We start from the raw sequence: 17,123 nt of genomic DNA, 5'->3' as shown, positions 1-17,123 counted from the left end.
GCCACACCCCCGCGTACCGGGGAACAGCGGGCACGCCGGTGGAGGGCGTGCGAAAAGGCCGGGCGGGTGACGCCGCGGCGGGCCCGGCGGACGGGCCTAACGAAGAGGCGCCGCCCCCGAGTTCCCCGCGGTGCGGGGTCCCGGTGACGGCGCCCGGCGTGCCGTGCACGCGATGACGGGGGTCAGCCCTTGTTGGGGCCCTCGTAGTCGTCGCCGTAGGCGCCCTTGGCGGGGCGGCGGCGGCGCATCGGCGGCTCGACGCCGTCCGCGAGGCGGCGGGCGGTGACGAGGAAGCCGGTGTGGCCGATCATGCGGTGGTCCGGCCGGACGGCGAGTCCCTCGACGTGCCAGTTGCGGATCATCGACTCCCAGGGCTGCGGCTCGGCGAAGCAGCCGATCTCGCGGATGGACTCGACGGTCCGGGCGAGCTGGGTCGTGGTCGCCACGTAGCAGCAGAGGATGCCGCCGGGGACGAGCGCCTTGGAGACGGCCTCCAGGCACTCCCAGGGGGCGAGCATGTCGAGGATGACCCGGTCGACGTCGGTGTCGGACAGGTTGTCCTGCAGGTCGCCGACCGTGAGCTGCCAGGCGGGGTGCGGGCCGCCGAAGTAGCGCTCGACGTTCGCCTGGGCGATCTCGGCGAAGTCCGCGCGGCGCTCGTAGGAGTGCAGCATGCCCTGGTCACCGATGGCGCGCAGCAGGAAGGCGCTGAGCGAGCCGGAGCCCACTCCCGCCTCGACGACGCGCGCGCCGGCGAAGATGTCGGCGAAGGCCAGGATCTGCCCCGCGTCCTTGGGGTAGACCACGGCGGCGCCGCGGGGCATGGACAGGACGTAGTCGGGGAGCAGGGGGCGCAGCGCGAGGTAGGCGACGTTTCCCGTGGTACGGACAACACTGCCTTCGGGGGCACCGATCAGCTCGTCGTGGGGGAAGGCACCCTTGTGGGTGTGGAACTGCTTCCCGGCTTCGAGCGTGAAGGTGTAGTGGCGTCCCTTGGGGTCGGTGAGCTGGACCTGGTCCCCGACCTGGAAGGGCCCGCGACGGCGGGCGGCACCGGTCGGTTCGGACATGTGACCAGCCTACCCGCCATCCGGCGGGGGTACGGACACGGCGGCGCCCGCCGGGGCGCGGCGCGCGGCACCGGCCCGGCGGGGCGTGCGGCCGCGGGCGGTCAGGAGGGCGTACGGGCCATCGCCGCCACGAAGGCCCGCTCGACGTCGGTGGTGGCCAGGACGCCGTAGACCTCCCCCGTGGCCTCCACCACCAGGTACTCCGTGGCGGGCGTGGCGCGCAGGGTGTCGAGGAGCTCCTCGCCGGAGAGGTCGGCGGAGACGCGCATGCCGTCCTTGAGGTCCTGGGCGAGGGAGCTGACCGCGACCCAGGGGCGGCGGTGCTCGGGGACGCCGACGACGGCGGCCTCCCGGACGAGCGCGGTGGGGTTGCCCTGGCCGTCGACGACGACCAGGGCGCGGGCGCCGGCCTCCCCGGCGCGGCGCAGGGCCTCGGACAGGGGCGTGGCGGCCTGCACGGGGACGGCGCGGCGGGTGAGGGCGCGGGCGCTCAGGCCGGGGAGGCGTTCGCGCAGGCGGGCCATGCGGAGGCTGTTGCCGGCGCCGGTCCAGATGATGGCGGCGAGGATGGCCGCGAGCAGGGCGTCGGTGAGGGAGTCGAGGCCGCCGAGGTCGTCGCCGGAGGCGCCGATGCCGCCGGCGCGGGCGAGCAGCGGGAGGCCGACGAGGACGGCGACCGCGAGGGCCCGGCCGATCCAGGCGGCGGCGACCGTGCCGGTCATGGGCTTGCCGCTGATTTTCCAGACGACGGCGCGGAGCATGCGGCCGCCGTCGAGCGGGAGCCCGGGCAGCAGGTTGAAGGCCGCGACGAGGAGGTTGGAGATCATCAGGCCTGCGAGCAGGACGCCGGGGACGGTGCCGGGCTCGACGACGAGCATGCCGAGGTAGAAGAGGCCCGCGAGGACGAGGGAGAGGAGGGGGCCGACGAAGGCGAGGACGAATTCGCGGCCGGGGGTCTCGGTCTCCTTCTCGATCTCGGAGACGCCGCCGAAGAACTGGAGCTGGATGCGCCGTACGGGGAGCTTGAAGCGCAGCGCGGCGACGGTGTGGGCGAGCTCGTGGACGAGGACCGAGGCGTAGAAGGCGACGGCGAAGAAGAGGGAGACCAGGTAGCGCGCGCGGCCCAGCTCGGGCAGGACGCGGTCGAGCTGGCCGCCGAAGACCCAGGTGATGAGGGCGGCGACGAGGAACCAGCTGGGGGCCACGTAGACGGGCACGCCGAAGGGGCGGCCCATGAGGATGCCGCCGCCCCTCTCGCGGGGGCGCTCGGGGCGGTCCCCGGGCTGCTGCCGGTCACCGGCGCCCCCGCCGCCGGACCTGCTCTGCCCGCTGTTGTCCACGGTGTCCCCTCGTCCGATGCGGCCCTCGCAGGCGACCGGCGGTCTCCCGATCATGCTGCGAAGGGGTCTGTGGTCGATGGTATGACGCCGGCTGTCGGTGGCGGGCCTTAGGGTTTTCTGTCATGGGTATGGACAGTGGGGCGCCTGCGGGGCGAGCCGGGGCCGGCGCGGGGCGCGGGCCTGCGGAGACGGACACGGGGGCGGTGCGGCCGAAGGCCCTGTCCCCGTCGCGGGCGGGCGATTTCATGCAGTGCCCGCTGCTGTACCGGTTCCGGGTGATCGACAGGCTGCCGGAGAAGCCGAGCGCGGCGGCCACCCGCGGCACGGTGGTCCACGCGGTGCTGGAGCGGCTCTTCGACGCACCGGCGGCGGAGCGCACGGCGGCGCGGGCCAAGGGGCTGGTGCCGGGCGAGTGGGAGCGGCTGCTGGCCTCCCGCCCCGAGCTCGCGGAGCTCTTCCACGGCGAGGACGGCGCGCACGACCCGCAGCTGCTGGCGAAGTGGCTGGGGGATGCCGAGCGGCTGGTCGAGCGCTGGTTCACCCTCGAGGACCCCACGCGCCTGGAGCCCGCCGAGCGCGAGCTGTACGTGGAGACGGAGCTGGAGTCGGGCCCGCTGCTGCGCGGCTTCATCGACCGGGTGGACGTCGCGCCGACGGGCGACGTGCGCATCGTGGACTACAAGACCGGCAAGGCCCCGGCCCCGCGGTTCCGCTCCGAGGCCCTCTTCCAGATGACGTTCTACGCGCTGGTGCTGTGGAAGCTGCAGGGCAAGGTGCCGCGCCGGCTCCAGCTGGTCTACCTGGGCAGCGGGGACGTCCTCACCTACGACCCGGTGGAGGAGGAGCTGCGGGCGGTCGAGCGCAAGCTGCGGGCCCTGTGGGACGCGATCGTGCTGGCCACGGAGACCGGCGAGTGGCGCCCGCGGCCGACGAAACTGTGCGGCTGGTGCGATCACCAGGCGGTCTGCCCGGAGTTCGGGGGCACTCCCCCGCCGTATCCGCTGCCCGTCGTGGCGCAGCGGGACGGGCGGGTGCCCGCCCAGGGGGCGGCGCAGGGCAGAATGGACCCGGTCTAGCGAAGGAGTTCCTGTGGCGATCCGCGTCCTACTGGTCGACGACCAGCCGCTGCTGCGCACCGGCTTCCGGATGATTCTCGAAGCGGAACAGGACCTCGCGGTGGTGGGCGAGGCGGGGGACGGTCTGCAGGCGCTGGACCAGGTGCGCGCGCTGCAGCCGGACGTGGTCCTGATGGACATCCGGATGCCCCGGATGGACGGCGTCGAGGCGACGCGCCAGATCACCGGCCCGGACCGCAACGGCCCGGCGAAGGTCCTGGTGCTGACCACCTTCGACCTCGACGAGTACGTGGTGGAGGCGCTGCGCGCGGGCGCGAGCGGCTTCCTGCTCAAGGACGCGCCGGCCAATGAGCTGGTCCAGGCGATCCGGGTGGTGGCGGGCGGCGAGGCGATGCTCGCGCCGAGCATCACCCGGCGGCTGCTGGACAAGTACGCGGGTCACCTGCCGTCGGGCGAGGAGCCCCTGCCGGACACGCTGAACACGCTGACCGACCGCGAGGTCGAGGTGCTGAAGCTGGTGGCGCGCGGCCTGTCGAACGCGGAGATCGCGGCGGACCTGTTCGTCAGCGAGACCACGGTGAAGACGCACGTGGGGCACGTCCTGACCAAGCTGGGCCTGCGCGACCGCGTCCAGGCCGCGGTGTACGCGTACGAGAGCGGCCTGGTCCGCCCGGGCGCCCAGTAGCCACCGCGCACGTCATACGGCAAGTGCCCTCCTCCGGAGCTCCGGAGGAGGGCACTGTGCTGTGGGGCTTCCCGGGGTCAGCCCTTCGAGGCCTTGCTGATCTCCCAGAAGCGGAAGACGGTGGAGGCGTCGAGGGACCACTGGAGGCCGGAGACCCGCTCGTTGGTCACGGCGTACTGCTTGCCCTGCCACAGCGGGAGGATCGGCACGTCCTGGGCGACGGTGTTCTGCACCTTGGCGTAGTCGCCGACGGTGGAGGGCCGGCTGCCGTTGGCCGCGGTGGCCAGGATGCGGCTGGTGATCTCCTTGGACTCGTAGTTGTTGAAGAGCACGTTGTCCTCGCCGAAGAACGGCGCGGTGAAGTTGTCGGGGTCCGGGTAGTCAGGCACCCAGCCCTTGACGTAGACGCCGTACCGGCCGGCGGCCACACCCTCCTCGTACTCCTTCAGCGGGACGGACTTCACGTCCGCCTCGAAGAGGCCGCTCTTGTTGAGCTGCTGCGCGATCGCCTGGAACTCCGGGACGGTGCCCGGGCCGTAACGGATCGGCGTGGCGTACAGCGTGAGCTTGACCTTGTCCTTGATGCCCGCGGAGTTCAGGGCGGCGGCGGCCTTGTCGGGCTGCGGCCGGTCACCGTAGGTGTCGTAGAACGGGGTCTTGTGGCCGGTGATGCCGCTCGGGACGATCGAGTACAGCGGCTCGGCGGTGCGCTTGTAGACGTCGCGGACCAGGGCGCTGCGGTCGACCAGGTAGGCGATGGCCTTGCGCACGCCGACCTTGCCGACCACCGGGTCCTTGGTGTTGAACACCAGGTGCTGGACCTCGGCGCTGGTGCCCTCGACCACCTTGAGGTTGTGCTTGCCGGCGGACGCGTCGATGTCGGCGATGTCCTTCATGGCCAGACCACGGTAGGCGAGGTCGATGTCGCCCTTCTGGACGGCATCCTTGAGCGCGACCTGCTCGCCGTGGAAGAACTTCAGCGTCACGCCGCGGTTCTGGACGACCGCACCGCCCTTGTAGTTCTTGTTGACCGAGAACTTGGCCTGCTTCTCGTCGTACGAGTCCAGCTTGTAGACGCCGGAGCCGACCGCCTTGCCGTCGGTGCGGAGCTTGTCCAGGGGGTATTCCTGGTGGTCCACGATCGAGCCGGCACCCGAGGCGATCTTCTGCGGGAAGGTGGCGTCGGAGCGCTTGAGCTCGAAGACGACGTTCATCTTGTCCGGCGTCTTGATGTTCTTGATCGAGGACAGCAGGGACTTGGCGGGACCCTTGTCGTCGTTGATCTTCAGGGTGCGGTTGAAGGAGTGGGCGACGTCCTCGGAGGTGAGGTCGTGGCCGTTGCTGAACTTCAGCCCCTCCTTGAGGGTGCACTGGTAGACGGTGCTGCTCTCGTCCTTGAAGCTGCACTTGTCCGCGGCGTCCGGCTGAGGGATGGTGCTCCCCTTGGGGAAGCTCATCAGCGACTGGAAGACGTTGTTGAACAGCACCCAGGAGCCCGGGTCGTAACCGGATGCCGGGTCGGTGGACACGACCTCGTCGGACATCCCCATGACCACCGACTCACCGGTGCCGCCGGCGTTGCCGTCTTCCGAACCGCACCCGGTGAGCAGGGCGGCGGCGAGCCCCGCACCGAGCGGGGCGGCAAGCCACTGGTCACGTTTCCTCACGTGCACGTTCCTCACAGTTTCCTTGTTCGTCTCTGAACAAATCGTGAACAGGTCGTCGGCAGAACCGGTCTGACGGCTGGGTGCCTCACACGCCGCGGGCCAGTTCCCACGGCTGCATTTCGGAGGCGGAGTTGAGCGCCCACTCGGCACCGGTGACGTTCTCCCGGACCGCCACGTACTGCTTGCCCTGCCACAGCGGCAGCACCGGCACCTCCTCGGCGACGATGTCCTGCGCCTGCTGGAAGTACTTCGCGGCGGCCTCGCGCTGCGAGGCCTCGCGGGACTCGGGGATCAGCTCGTTGCTGATCTTGCTGTTGCGGTACGGCGAGCGGAGGAAGTTGTCCCTGCCGATGAAGGGGGCGACGAAGTTGTCGGGGTCCGGGAAGTCGGGGAACCAGCCCATGCCGTAGGCGGCGTACTTGCCGGCCGCGGCCTCGGGGCGGAACTCCGACCACTTCACGCCCTGGAGCTTGACGTTGAACAGCCCGCTGCCGTTCAGCTGCTTCTGCAGGGCCTTGAAGGACTTCTCGGTCGTCTCACCGTAGTGGTCGGTGGTGTAGGTGAGGGTCAGCGGCACCGGGGTGCTCACATTGCCGGCGCGCAGGATGTTGCGGGCCTTCTCGGCGCTGGGGTCACCGTACTTGTTGGAGAACGAGTTCTGGTGCCCGGTGATGCCCATGGGCACGAGCGAGTACAGCGGGTCGTTCGTGCGGCCGTAGGAGTCGCGGGCCAGCGCCGCGCGGTCGACGACCTGGGCCACGGCCTGGCGGACCGCCTTGTTCTTCACCGCCGGGTCGTCGGTGTTGAAGGCGAGGTAGCTGATCTCCTGGCCGGGGGCCTCGAGCAGGCGCACGTCCTTGCCGGCCTCCGTGCGCAGGCGGTTGACCTGCTCGGGCGACAGGGTGCGGTTCATGATGTCGATGTCGCCGGCCTTGAGGGCCTTCTCCATCGCCGTGGCGTCGTCGTAGAAGCGCATCTCGACCTTGTCGTTCTGCAGCTGGACGGCGCCCTGGTAGTTCTTGTTCTTGTTGAGCACGGCCTTGACGACGCGGCCGTCCTTCTCCTCGGTCTGCAGCGTGTACGGACCGGAGCCGACGACCTTGAAGCCGTTGTCGAGCTTGTCCTTGTCGTAGGACTCGGCGTCGACGATGGCGGCGGCCGGGGTCGCGATCTTCTGCGGGAACGTCGCGTCGGGCGACTTCAGCTGGAAGACGACCTCGAGCTCGCTCGGCGTCTCCACCCGGTCGATGTTGCTGAGCAGCGAGACCGGGCCGTTCTCGAAGTTGATGGCGCGGGCGCGGTCGATGGAGAACTTGACGTCCTCGGCGGTGAGCGCGTGGCCGTTGGAGAACTTCAGGCCGCTGCGCAGGGTGCAGCGGAACTGCTCGCTCTTGCGGTCGCCGAAGGTGCACTTGGAGGCGGCGTCGGCGACCGGGGCGGTCCCGGAGCGGGGCAGCCGCAGGAGTGTCTGGAAAGTGCTGTGGAGAACGTTCCACGCGCCGATGTCGTACGCGGCGGCCGGATCGAAGGGCGCCGGGGCGTCCGTGGTCTCCTCGAACCGGTCGGTGGTGCCGATGACGATGGCGCCGTTGCCCTTGCCGGCTCCGTCGCTCCCGCCGCAGGCGACGAGCACGGGGGCCAGCAGGGCTGCCACGGTGGGCAGCACCAACGTCTTGCGGTTCATTGTGTGGGGTTCTCCCTGTGGTGCGTTCGGTTCCCGGGACCCTACCGGCGACCGGTGCGCGGGCCTACGGGCAAGCCGTGAAGTTCTCGCGAAAAGATTAGTGCCGGGCGCCACTGCCGCCGGAACACGGAGAAGTTGACGCGATATCACGCGGCGATAACAAGGGAGGTGATTCGCGATATCCGGACGCCGGAACGATCCACGCACACGATCATCAATCCGGACACAAGGGTGCGCTTCAACCCCTGCGGGGGCGTCACCGGGTGACCGTTCCCGCACGCACCGCCGTCGGATGCGGTGACGAAGGTCACTCGGACGACTTCCCGGCGGGCTGTGGGAATTAGGTCAGTGCATTCGTCACGGAAAACACTCGTTCCGGCGCCCAGAGTTCCTTGAACTTTCCCCGGGGCACGCTCAGTGCACGGGAGAGTGCATTCCCGTGATCAGTCCCCGGAGAAAACCGAGATCCACTTCCTCCAGGGAGCCCACGACGGTCCGCCCGGCGGCGGGCGGGATCGGGGCCACCGACGGCACCGCCACCACCCGGCAGCCGGCCGCCTCGCCCGCCGTCACCCCGGTCAGGGTGTCCTCCACGACCGCGCAGCGGCCCGGCTCCGCCCCCAGCCGGGCGGCCGCCAGCAGATACGGGTCGGGGTGCGGCTTGGTGCGCTCCAGCTCGTCGCCCGCGACGGTCAGGGTGAAGTTCTCCGGGCCCAGCGACAGCAGCACGCGGTCGATGATCTCCCGGTGCGAGGCCGAGACCAGGGCGGTGGGGATCTTGTGCGCGGCGAGCTCGGCGAGGAGTCTGCGGGCGCCCGGCATCAGCGGCACGCCGCGCCCGATCATCTCCGAGAAGCGCTTGTTCAGCAGGACGGACAGCTCCGTCACGGCGATCTTCGCGCCGGTGGCCCGGATGAGGAAGGAGGCGCTGCGCGTCATGGGGCCGCCGACGACGACCTCGCGCCACTCCTCCAGCAGCTGGTGGCCCAGCTCGGCGAAGACGGCGACCTCCACTTCCCACCAGAAGCCCTCGGTGTCGACGAGGGTGCCGTCCATGTCGAGCAGGACCGCCTGCAGGGCGGAACCTGCGGCCGCGCGGGGCGGGGCAGCGGGAATGCTGCTGGTCATCCGGGGCACACCTCCTGGGGGGACGAGAAGGCCGGCTCGCGCGGCCCCTCGCGGGGTGTGCGAACCGGCCTTCACCGGACCGACAAGTGTACGGCGGACGGTTGCGGACGTCTCTTCAATATCGGGGATTCGTCACATCGAGGGCCCCGCCCCGGGCCCCGTCACCGCCGCCGGCCGCTGCCTCAGGCCTCGTCCTCGGGCCCCTCGGGCTCCTCCTCGGGCGCCGCCGCCTCGTCCTTGGGCTGGCGCTGCGGGCGCGTGCGCCCGCTGGTGGTGTCGCGCAGATACGAGCCGTCGCCCTGCTGCGGGTCCCGGCGGCGCAGGTAGCGCTCGAACTCGCGGGCGATGGCCTCGCCCGAGGCCTCCGGCAGGTCCGCCGTGTCGCGCGCCTCCTCCAGGGACTGCACGTACTCGGCGACCTCGCTGTCCTCCGCGGCCAGCTGGTCGACGCCCAGCTGCCAGGCCCGCGCGTCCTCCGGCAGCTCGCCGAGCGGGATGCGCAGGTCGATCAGGTCCTCCAGGCGGTTCAGCAGCGCCAGGGTGGCCTTCGGGTTGGGCGGCTGGGAGACGTAGTGCGGGACGGCCGCCCACAGGCTCACCGCCGGGACGCCGGCGTGGGTGCAGGCCTCCTGGAGGATGCCGACGATCCCGGTCGGGCCCTCGTAGCGGGACTCCTCCAGATCCATGGTCCGTGCGAGGTCCGGATCGGAGGTGACGCCGCTGACCGGAACGGGACGGGTGTGCGGGGTGTCCCCGAGCAGCGAGCCCAGGACGACCACCAGCTCCACGCCGAGCTCGTGGGCGAAGCCCAGGATCTCGTTGCAGAACGAGCGCCAGCGCATGCTGGGCTCGATGCCGCGCACCAGGACGAGGTCGCGCGGGGCGCCCTTGCCCTCTCCGCCGCCGGTGCGCACCACGGACAGCCTGGTCGTCGGCCACGTGATCTTGCGGACGCCGCCGTCGAGCCAGACCGTGGGGCGGTTGACCTGGAAGTCGTAGTAGTCCTCGGCGTCGAGCGCGCCGAAGACCTCGCCCTTCCACTCCCGGTCCAGGTGCGCGACCGCGCTGGAGGCGGCGTCCCCCGCGTCGTTCCAGCCCTCGAAGGCACAGATCATGACCGGGTCGATCAGCTCGGGTACCCCCTCAAGCTCGATCACCCAGCGCCTCCTTCTCTGCAATCTGTTCTGCAGTGTTTTTATTGCTGCTCTGTTGTGCGACCACAAGACTACGGCTTCCCCGCTGCCCGGTCGCAGCCCCTGTACGGGCTCTTCCTCAGCCCCTTGCTCCCCAGCCGGTCCGGTAGGCGCGCCAGTCGTCCTCGGTGGCCGCGAAGTCGACGTAGAGCGCGAGCCCGAAGCGCTTGCGGTCCCGGTCCTCGCGGGTCAGGCCGAGCCGCGCGCCGCGCACGGCCGCCGCGGCCGTCTCGGCGTGACCGTGGTGACCCATGTCGTCGGTGTGGTAGAAGGGCAGGCCCATGAGCAGGTCGGTGCCGGCGGGCGTGACCTGCAGGGCGAGTTCCGTCTGGCGCGCGACGTAGCCGCCGTAGAGGCTCTCGATCGGCAGCGCGGTGTCGTAGGACATCATCGCGATCTGGTCGGTGCGGCGCGCGACCTGGCCGAAATAGCGCTGGGTCCACCACTTGGGGCTGCCAACGAAGTGCGCCGCGGCGTGCATCGCGGGCACCGGGTCGATCTGCTGGGCCGCGATCGACAGCACTCCCCCGGCGGACCGCACGGCCGGGTGCAGGGCGTCCAGCAGGGTGAGGAAGTCGCGGTCGCCGGTGCGCACGGGCTCGACGTCGAGGTGGACGCCCTCGAAGCCGGCCCGCATGACCTGCCGGGCGCTCTCGACGACGGCGGCCCGCGCGGTCGCCGAGTCCAGGCGCAGGCCGTTGCTGCCCTCGCCCGGGCGCACGAGCTTGTCGCCGAGCCACGCCTGGACGCGGATGCCGGGCAGTTCGCGGTGCAGGGAGTCGATCAGCTTGCGCGAGTTCGCGTACGCGGTGGCGGGCAGGGTGCCGTCGTGCTCCAGCGGGCCCGCGTGGACGTACAGGTCGCGCATGCCCGTGCCGTCGAGCCGGCGCTTGAGCGCGGCGAGGTCCGCCGGGCCGCGCCGTCCGTCGAGCCAGGCGTGGCCCAGCCACACGGCGTCCCGGCCGCGGGTGACGGCGTCCTCCGCGGGCGATCCGGCGTAGGACGCCCGCAGGGCGCTGCCCGCGGCGACGACGGGCACCAGCACCACCAGGGCCAGGGCGAGCGCCACGCGTACCACCGTCTTCCGGCCGGGACGCCACGCGCGCACCCTGGCCGCCAGGGACCGGCCGGCCCGATTCTTCATCTCGTCCCCCTCGTTTTCTGTAGGGACGAGAAAAACAGCAGGTCAGTTGCGGTGTGGCCGAAAAGGAACGCCTCGGGGGAAGGACGCTTGGCGTCCTTCCCCCGAGGCTGCGGCGCTACGGGCGGGTCAGCCCTTGTCGGCCAGCATGTCCTTCACGCGGGCGCGGACGTTCTCGTCGTCCAGGCCGCGGATGGTCAGGGTCGTGCGGCGACGCAGGACGTCGTCGACGGTCTCGGCCCACTCGTGGTCGCGGGCGTAGACGACCTGGGCCCAGATCTCCGGGCCGTCGGGGTGGATGCGCTCGCCGAGCTCGGGGTTCTCGTTGGCCAGGCGCGCGATGTCGAAGGACAGCGAGCCGTAGTGCGAGGCGAGGTGGCGGGCGGTCAGCGGGTCCATGCGGGCGCCGGGCTCGCGGTCGACGAGCAGGCGGTGGGCGACCGCGTTGGGGTTCGCGACACCGGGCAGCGGGGTGCGGCGGACCAGGCTGGAGATGGGCTCCATGTCCTCGGTCAGCGGGCTGCCGGGCACCTGGGCGAGCTTCTTCATGACCGTACGGCCGATGTGGCGGTAGGTGGTCCACTTGCCGCCGGCGACGGACAGCATGCCGCCCTTGCCCTCGGAGACGACCGTCTCGCGCTTGGCCTGGGAGACGTCGCCCGGGCCGCCGGGCAGCACGCGCAGACCGGCGAAGGCGTACGTCATCAGGTCGCGGTCGAGGTCCGCGTCCTGGATGGAGAACGCCGCCTCGTCGAGGATCTGCTGGATGTCCTCCTCCGTGGCGCGCACGTCCGCCGGGTCACCCTCGTACTGGGTGTCGGTGGTGCCCAGCAGCAGCTGGTCCTCCCACGGCAGGGCGAAGGTGATGCGGTACTTGTCGATCGGGGTGGCCATGGCGGCCTTCCACGGCGACTTGCGCTTCATCACGATGTGCGCGCCCTTGGAGAGGCGGATCGACGGCGCGGCGCCCTTGTCTTCCAGCTTCCGCAGGTGGTCCACCCACGGGCCGGTGGCGTTGAGGACGACGCGCGCGTCGATGCCGAACTCCGAACCGTCCAGGCGGTCCTTGAGCTCCGCGCCGGTGACCTTGCCGTGCGTGAAGCGCAGGCCGGTCACCTCGGCGTGGTTGAGGACGACGGCACCGGACTCGACCGCCGCGCGGACCGTCATGACGGCCACGCGGGAGTCGTTCATCTGGTGGTCGTAGTAGACCGCGACGGCCTTCAGGTTGTCCGTGCGCAGACCGGGGTTGTCGGCCTTGGCCTTGGCCGGGGAGATCACCTTGCCGACGCCGTCGCCGAAGGCGGACAGCGCCGAGTAGGCGAAGACACCGGCGCCGAGCTTGGCCGCGCCGACCGGGCCGCCCTTGTACACGGGCAGGTAGAAGGTGAGCGGGTTGACCAGGTGCGGGGCCACGTCCTTGGCCAGCACCCGGCGCTCGTGGTGGTTCTCCGCGACCAGCTTGACCGCGCCGGTCTGCAGGTAGCGCAGACCGCCGTGGACCAGCTTGGAGGAGGCGGAGGAGGTGGCGCCGGCGAAGTCGCCGGCGTCCACCATCGCGACCCGCAGACCGGACTGCGCGGCGTGCCAGGCCACCGAAGTGCCCAGGATGCCGCCACCGATCACCAGGAGGTCGTACGTCGCCTTGGACAGCCGTTCCCGGGTCTCGGCGCGGCCCGGGTTGGCGCCGGCAGCCGGGTGCGTTCCCAGGGTCGGAACGCTCTGCGGGGTTGTCATGATTACTCCTCGTCCTCGATCCAGCCCATGGTCCGCTCGACGGCCTTGAGCCAGTTCTTGTACTCGCGGTCACGCGTGTCCGCGTCCATGCGGGGGGTCCACTCGGCGGCCCGGCGCCAGTTGGCGCGCAGCGCGTCGGTGTCCGGCCAGAAGCCGACGGCGAGGCCGGCGGCGTAGGCAGCGCCGAGGCAGGTCGTCTCGGCGACCATCGGGCGCACGACCGGTGCGTCCAGGAAGTCCGAGAGGGTCTGCATCAGCAAGTTGTTGGAGGTCATGCCGCCGTCGACCTTGAGTGCGGTCAGCTCGACGCCCGAGTCCTTGGTCATGGCGTCGGTGATCTCGCGGGTCTGCCAGGCGGTGGCCTCGAGCACGGCGCGGGCGATGTGCGCCTTGGTCACGTAGCGGGTCAGGCCCGCGATGACACCGCGCGCGTCGGAGCGCCAGTAGGGGGCGAACAGGCCGGAGAAGGCCGGCACGAAGTAGGCGCCGCCGTTGTCCTCGACGGAGCTGGCGAGCGTCTCGATCTCGGCCGCGCTCTTGATCAGGCCCATCTGGTCGCGCATCCACTGCACGAGGGAGCCGGTGACGGCGATGGAGCCCTCGAGGGCGTAGACGGGCTTCTGGTCGCCGATGCGGTAGCCGACGGTGGTCAGCAGGCCGTTGTAGGAGTTGACGGGCTCGTCGCCGGTGTTCATCAGCATGAACGTGCCGGTGCCGTAGGTCGACTTGGCCTCGCCCTCGGAGAAGCAGGTCTGGCCGAAGAGGGCCGCCTGCTGGTCGCCGAGCGCGGAGGCGACGGGCACACCGGCGAGGGCGCCGCCCTTGGCCGTGCCGTAGACCTCGGCGGAGGAGCGGATCTCCGGCAGCACGGCGGCCGGGATCTCCATCGACTCCAGGATGCGCTCGTCCCAGTCGAGGCTGCGGAGGTTCATCAGCATCGTGCGGGAGGCGTTGGTGACGTCGGTGACGTGGACGCCGCCGTCGGTGCCACCGGTGAGGTTCCAGATGACCCAGGAGTCCATGGTGCCGAAGAGGATGTCGCCGGCCTCGGCGCGCTCGCGCAGGCCCTCGACGTTGTCCAGCAGCCAGCGGACCTTCGGACCGGAGAAGTACGAGGCCAGCGGCAGGCCCGTCTCACGGCGGAAGCGGTCCTGGCCGACGTTGCGGCCGAGCTCCTTGCACAGGGCGTCGGTGCGGGTGTCCTGCCAGACGATGGCGTTGTAGACCGGCTCGCCCGTGTTCTTGTCCCACAGCAGCGTGGTCTCGCGCTGGTTGGTGATACCGATGGCCTTGACGTCGGCGGCGGTGATGCCCGCCTTCTCGACGGCGCCGGCGACGACTTCCTGGACGTTGGTCCAGATCTCCGTGGCGTCGTGCTCGACCCAGCCCGGCTTCGGGAAGATCTGCTCGTGCTCCTTCTGGTCGACGGAGACGATGCGTCCGTCGCGGTCGAAGACGATGCAGCGGGAGGAGGTGGTGCCCTGGTCGATCGCCGCGATGAACGGGCCCTGGCTGTGCGCGTCGGTCATGGTGTCTCTAACTCCTGAGGTCTGAAGGTCTCGGCGGGGGATCAGAACGCGATCTTGTGGATGCCTGCGGCCAGGGCGGCGCCGATGAGCGGGCCGACCACCGGGACCCAGGCGTAGCCCCAGTCGGAGCCGCCCTTGTTGGGCAGCGGCAGCAGGGCGTGCACGATGCGCGGGCCCAGGTCGCGGGCGGGGTTGATGGCGTAACCGGTCGGGCCGCCGAGCGAGAGGCCGATGCCGACGACGACGAGGGCGACCATCAGGGTGCCCGTACCGCTCGTGGCCAGGCCCTTGGTCAGACCCATGGTGAGGATGAAGAGCACCAGCGCGGCCGTGCCGATGATCTCGGTGACGAGGTTCTGCACCGCGTTGCGGATCTCGGGACCGGTGGAGAAGATGCCGAGCACCGGGCCGGCCTGGGGCGTCGCGGTCTGGTCGACCATGCCCTCGGCGGGGTTGAGGCTCGCGACGAGCTCCGGGTCCGTCAGGTGGGCCTTGAACTGGCCGTAGTAGGCGAACCAGACCAGCGTCGCACCGATCATCGCGCCGAGCATCTGGGAGCCGACGTAGAGCGGAACGTCCTTCCACTCGACCGCGCCGTCGATGGCGAGGCCGAGGGTGACGGCCGGGTTGAGGTGCGCGCCGGACTTGGTGCCGATGTACGCACCGGCCAGCACGGCGAAGCCCCAGCCGAACGTGATGGCGAGCCAGCCCGCGTTCTGCGCCTTCGAACGCTTCAGGGTGACGGCGGCGCACACGCCGCCGCCGAGCAGGATCAACACTGCGGTACCGATGAGCTCACCGGTGAAGATGTCGGAGCTGGACACCCGCGACTCCTTTGTCCTTCGTCCAGGGGAAGGCGAACCCCGGGTCCCTCCGGTGGTCCGCAGCTCTCCGATGGAGAGCTTCGATCGGCCCGCGGCAGTGTCCACCATAGCGAATATTGTCGTTAGGTGTTCGACAATGCCGACCGATGAACGGCAGTTTTCTGCACGGTTAAGGGCCCGTCAAGAGCCCTGTGACCGAAAACTCTCTGCCGGAGTGGCTGAAAACCGCCGTTGCGGACACTCGGGGTTACCGACTAGTAGTACCCGGTAGTCGCCACCGGGCACACCAAAGGGCCGGACGTCAGAAGCGGCCCGCACCCAGGTCGCGGGAGACGGCGCGCGCACAGTCCCGGACGGCGGCGACCAGCTGCGCCCGCAGCTCCCCGTCCTCGCAGACCCGCTCCACCGCACCGGTGATCCCGACGGCGCCCACCGGCATCCGGTGCCGGTCGTGGATGGGGGCGGCGACGGAGGCCACCCCCTCCCAGGTCTCCTCGACGTCCGCGGCCCAGCCGCGGGCCCGGGTCAGGTCCAGCACGCCCTCCAGGTCGGGCAGGGCGGTGACGGTCTGCACGGTGAACGCCTCGCGCTCGGCCTCCAGCAGCTGGCTGTGCGCCACGGGGTCGTAGGCGCACAGCACCTTCCCCAGGGCCGTGCTGTGCAGCGGCTGCATCGCGCCGACCTCCAGCACTTGACGGCTGTCGTCCGGCCGGAAGACGTGGTGGACGATCAGCACGCCCTGCTGGTGCAGGACGCCCAGGTAGACGCTCTCCCCGCTGGAGCGGGCCAGGTCGTCCGCCCACAGCAGGGCGCGGGCGCGCAGCTCGTGCACGTCCAGATAGCTGTTGCCCAGCCGCAGCAGCTCGGCGCCGAGCTGGTAGCGCCCCGACGCGGGGTCCTGCTCGACGAAGCCCTCCTGCTGCAGGGTGCGCAGAATGCCGTGTGCCGTGCCCTTGGCCAGCCCGAGTGCGGAGGCCACATCGGACAGACCCAGCCGTCGTTCGCCCCCCGCGAGCAGCCGTAGCATCGCTGCCGCCCGTTCGAGCGACTGGATGGTCCGTGCCATCGCTCAACCTCCTCCGAAATGCCCGTTCGGCATTGCTGAACACTATCGGCCGATGCCGACCGGGAGATAGCTGACCGGCGGCGGAACCATGATCGCCGAGAGGGTCCGGCCGCTGCGCCCGGCCCCGTCGACCGCGTATCCATCGCGTATCCGAGGTGTGGGACACCCGCCCGAATTCCGCTTCCGGCAGTTACGCTGACGGCGTGCGTCTTCTTCCGGAGGACGCAAAGCCGACAGCCGTCGCAACCCCGGGAGCACTTCCATGGCCTCGTTCACGCCATCGACCGCAAGCACCGCCCGAGCCTCCGAACTGCGGGAGGCGCTCGCCTCCCGGGTCGTGGTGGCCGACGGAGCCATGGGCACGATGCTTCAGGCGCAGGACCCCAGCATGGAGGACTTCGAGCAGCTGGAGGGCTGCAACGAGGTCCTGAACGTGACCCGCCCCGACATCGTCCGCTCCGTCCACGAGGCCTACTTCTCCGTCGGCGTGGACTGCGTGGAGACCAACACCTTCGGCGCGAACCTGGCGGCGCTGGGCGAGTACGACATCCCCGAGCGGATCTTCGAACTCTCCGAGGCGGGCGCCCGCGTCGCCCGCGAGACCGCCGACGACTTCACCGCCCGCGACGGCCGCACGCGCTGGGTCCTGGGCTCGGTCGGCCCGGGCACGAAGCTGCCGACGCTCGGCCACGCCCCCTACACCGCCCTGCGCGACGCCTACCAGCAGAACGTCGAGGGCCTGGTGGCCGGCGGCGCCGACGCGGTCCTGGTGGAGACGACGCAGGACCTGCTGCAGACGAAGGCGTCGGTGATCGGAGCCCGCCGCGCCCTGGAAGCCCTGGGCGCCGACCTGCCCCTGCTGGTGCAGGTCACGGTGGAGACCACCGGCACGATGCTCCTCGGCTCGGAGATCGGGGCCGCCCTGACGGCGCTGGAGCCGCTGGGCATCGACATGATCGGCCTGAACTGCGCGACCGGTCCGG

Annotated in this window: 14 protein-coding genes; 3 read left to right on the top strand and 11 right to left on the bottom strand. The window is 70.8% G+C overall.

The window, feature by feature from the left end:
* Positions 1-182 precede the first annotated feature (182 nt).
* Complete coding sequence (locus tag ACFPP6_RS33620) at positions 183-1,070, bottom strand: tRNA (adenine-N1)-methyltransferase (RefSeq protein WP_058045161.1); 888 nt, start codon at positions 1,068-1,070, stop codon at positions 183-185.
* Between the two features lie 101 nt (positions 1,071-1,171).
* Positions 1,172-2,410, bottom strand: coding sequence for a site-2 protease family protein (locus tag ACFPP6_RS33615; protein WP_382050461.1), 1,239 nt, complete (start codon positions 2,408-2,410; stop codon positions 1,172-1,174).
* A gap of 128 nt (positions 2,411-2,538) precedes the next feature.
* On the opposite strand from ACFPP6_RS33615, the gene ACFPP6_RS33610 reads away from it, so the two are divergent.
* Both ACFPP6_RS33610 and ACFPP6_RS33605 read left to right on the top strand, forming a co-directional pair.
* The gene (locus tag ACFPP6_RS33610) at positions 2,539-3,486 is read left to right on the top strand and encodes a RecB family exonuclease (RefSeq protein WP_382050460.1); all 948 of its coding nucleotides are present in this window, start codon (positions 2,539-2,541) and stop codon (positions 3,484-3,486) included.
* A gap of 13 nt (positions 3,487-3,499) precedes the next feature.
* A complete protein-coding gene (locus tag ACFPP6_RS33605; RefSeq protein ID WP_058045158.1) occupies positions 3,500-4,171 on the top strand; it encodes a response regulator in 672 nt (223 codons plus the stop codon).
* Positions 4,172-4,248: 77 nt separating this feature from the next.
* Here ACFPP6_RS33605 and ACFPP6_RS33600 read toward each other — a convergent pair whose 3' ends face one another.
* The 9 genes from ACFPP6_RS33600 to ACFPP6_RS33560 all read right to left on the bottom strand — a co-directional run bounded on the left by ACFPP6_RS33600 (position 4,249) and on the right by ACFPP6_RS33560 (position 16,140).
* Positions 4,249-5,838, bottom strand: coding sequence for an ABC transporter substrate-binding protein (locus ACFPP6_RS33600; RefSeq protein ID WP_382050358.1), 1,590 nt, complete (start codon positions 5,836-5,838; stop codon positions 4,249-4,251).
* Positions 5,839-5,923: 85 nt separating this feature from the next.
* Positions 5,924-7,522: an ABC transporter substrate-binding protein gene (locus tag ACFPP6_RS33595; RefSeq protein ID WP_382050356.1), complete on the bottom strand. Its 1,599-nt coding sequence runs from the start codon at positions 7,520-7,522 to the stop codon at positions 5,924-5,926.
* 414 nt (positions 7,523-7,936) lie between these two features.
* The gene (locus ACFPP6_RS33590) at positions 7,937-8,650 is read right to left on the bottom strand and encodes an HAD family hydrolase (protein WP_382050354.1); all 714 of its coding nucleotides are present in this window, start codon (positions 8,648-8,650) and stop codon (positions 7,937-7,939) included.
* A 182-nt stretch (positions 8,651-8,832) separates the two neighbouring features.
* A complete protein-coding gene (locus tag ACFPP6_RS33585) occupies positions 8,833-9,807 on the bottom strand; it encodes a PAC2 family protein (protein WP_382050352.1) in 975 nt (324 codons plus the stop codon).
* 115 nt (positions 9,808-9,922) lie between these two features.
* Positions 9,923-10,987 carry a glycoside hydrolase family 18 protein gene (locus tag ACFPP6_RS33580; protein ID WP_382050350.1) on the bottom strand — a complete coding sequence of 355 codons (1,065 nt, stop codon included), beginning with the start codon at positions 10,985-10,987 and terminating at the stop codon, positions 9,923-9,925.
* Between the two features lie 126 nt (positions 10,988-11,113).
* Complete coding sequence (locus tag ACFPP6_RS33575) at positions 11,114-12,721, bottom strand: glycerol-3-phosphate dehydrogenase/oxidase (RefSeq protein WP_168093429.1); 1,608 nt, start codon at positions 12,719-12,721, stop codon at positions 11,114-11,116.
* Positions 12,722-12,723: 2 nt separating this feature from the next.
* Positions 12,724-14,250 carry a glycerol kinase GlpK gene (gene glpK / locus ACFPP6_RS33570; protein ID WP_168093430.1) on the bottom strand — a complete coding sequence of 509 codons (1,527 nt, stop codon included), beginning with the start codon at positions 14,248-14,250 and terminating at the stop codon, positions 12,724-12,726.
* A 41-nt stretch (positions 14,251-14,291) separates the two neighbouring features.
* Complete coding sequence (locus ACFPP6_RS33565) at positions 14,292-15,074, bottom strand: MIP/aquaporin family protein (protein WP_382050347.1); 783 nt, start codon at positions 15,072-15,074, stop codon at positions 14,292-14,294.
* A gap of 301 nt (positions 15,075-15,375) precedes the next feature.
* Positions 15,376-16,140 (bottom strand): IclR family transcriptional regulator, encoded by a 765-nt coding sequence (locus ACFPP6_RS33560; RefSeq protein WP_382050345.1) that lies wholly within the window; start codon positions 16,138-16,140, stop codon positions 15,376-15,378.
* Positions 16,141-16,402: 262 nt separating this feature from the next.
* Here ACFPP6_RS33560 and ACFPP6_RS33555 point away from each other — a divergent pair.
* Positions 16,403-17,123 (top strand): homocysteine S-methyltransferase family protein (locus ACFPP6_RS33555; protein ID WP_382050343.1); only part of this gene is annotated, 721 nt, incomplete at its 3' end.

Source organism: Streptomyces aureoversilis, assembly GCF_042657885.1.
Classification (GTDB): Bacteria; Actinomycetota; Actinomycetes; order Streptomycetales; family Streptomycetaceae; genus Streptomyces; species Streptomyces aureoversilis.
Note: the sequence above shows the minus strand (reverse complement) of the source record. Positions and strands in the feature narration are given on the sequence as shown.

Coding starts and splice junctions, on each gene's coding strand:
- ACFPP6_RS33620 (WP_058045161.1), bottom strand. CDS start 1,070: ATGTCCGAACCGACCGGTGCCGCCCGCCGTCGCGGGCCCTTCCAGGTC.
- ACFPP6_RS33610 (WP_382050460.1), top strand. CDS start 2,539: ATGGACAGTGGGGCGCCTGCGGGGCGAGCCGGGGCCGGCGCGGGGCGC.
- ACFPP6_RS33595 (WP_382050356.1), bottom strand. CDS start 7,522: ATGAACCGCAAGACGTTGGTGCTGCCCACCGTGGCAGCCCTGCTGGCC.
- ACFPP6_RS33590 (WP_382050354.1), bottom strand. CDS start 8,650: ATGACCAGCAGCATTCCCGCTGCCCCGCCCCGCGCGGCCGCAGGTTCC.
- ACFPP6_RS33580 (WP_382050350.1), bottom strand. CDS start 10,987: ATGAAGAATCGGGCCGGCCGGTCCCTGGCGGCCAGGGTGCGCGCGTGG.
- ACFPP6_RS33575 (WP_168093429.1), bottom strand. CDS start 12,721: ATGACAACCCCGCAGAGCGTTCCGACCCTGGGAACGCACCCGGCTGCC.
- glpK (WP_168093430.1), bottom strand. CDS start 14,250: ATGACCGACGCGCACAGCCAGGGCCCGTTCATCGCGGCGATCGACCAG.
- ACFPP6_RS33560 (WP_382050345.1), bottom strand. CDS start 16,140: ATGGCACGGACCATCCAGTCGCTCGAACGGGCGGCAGCGATGCTACGG.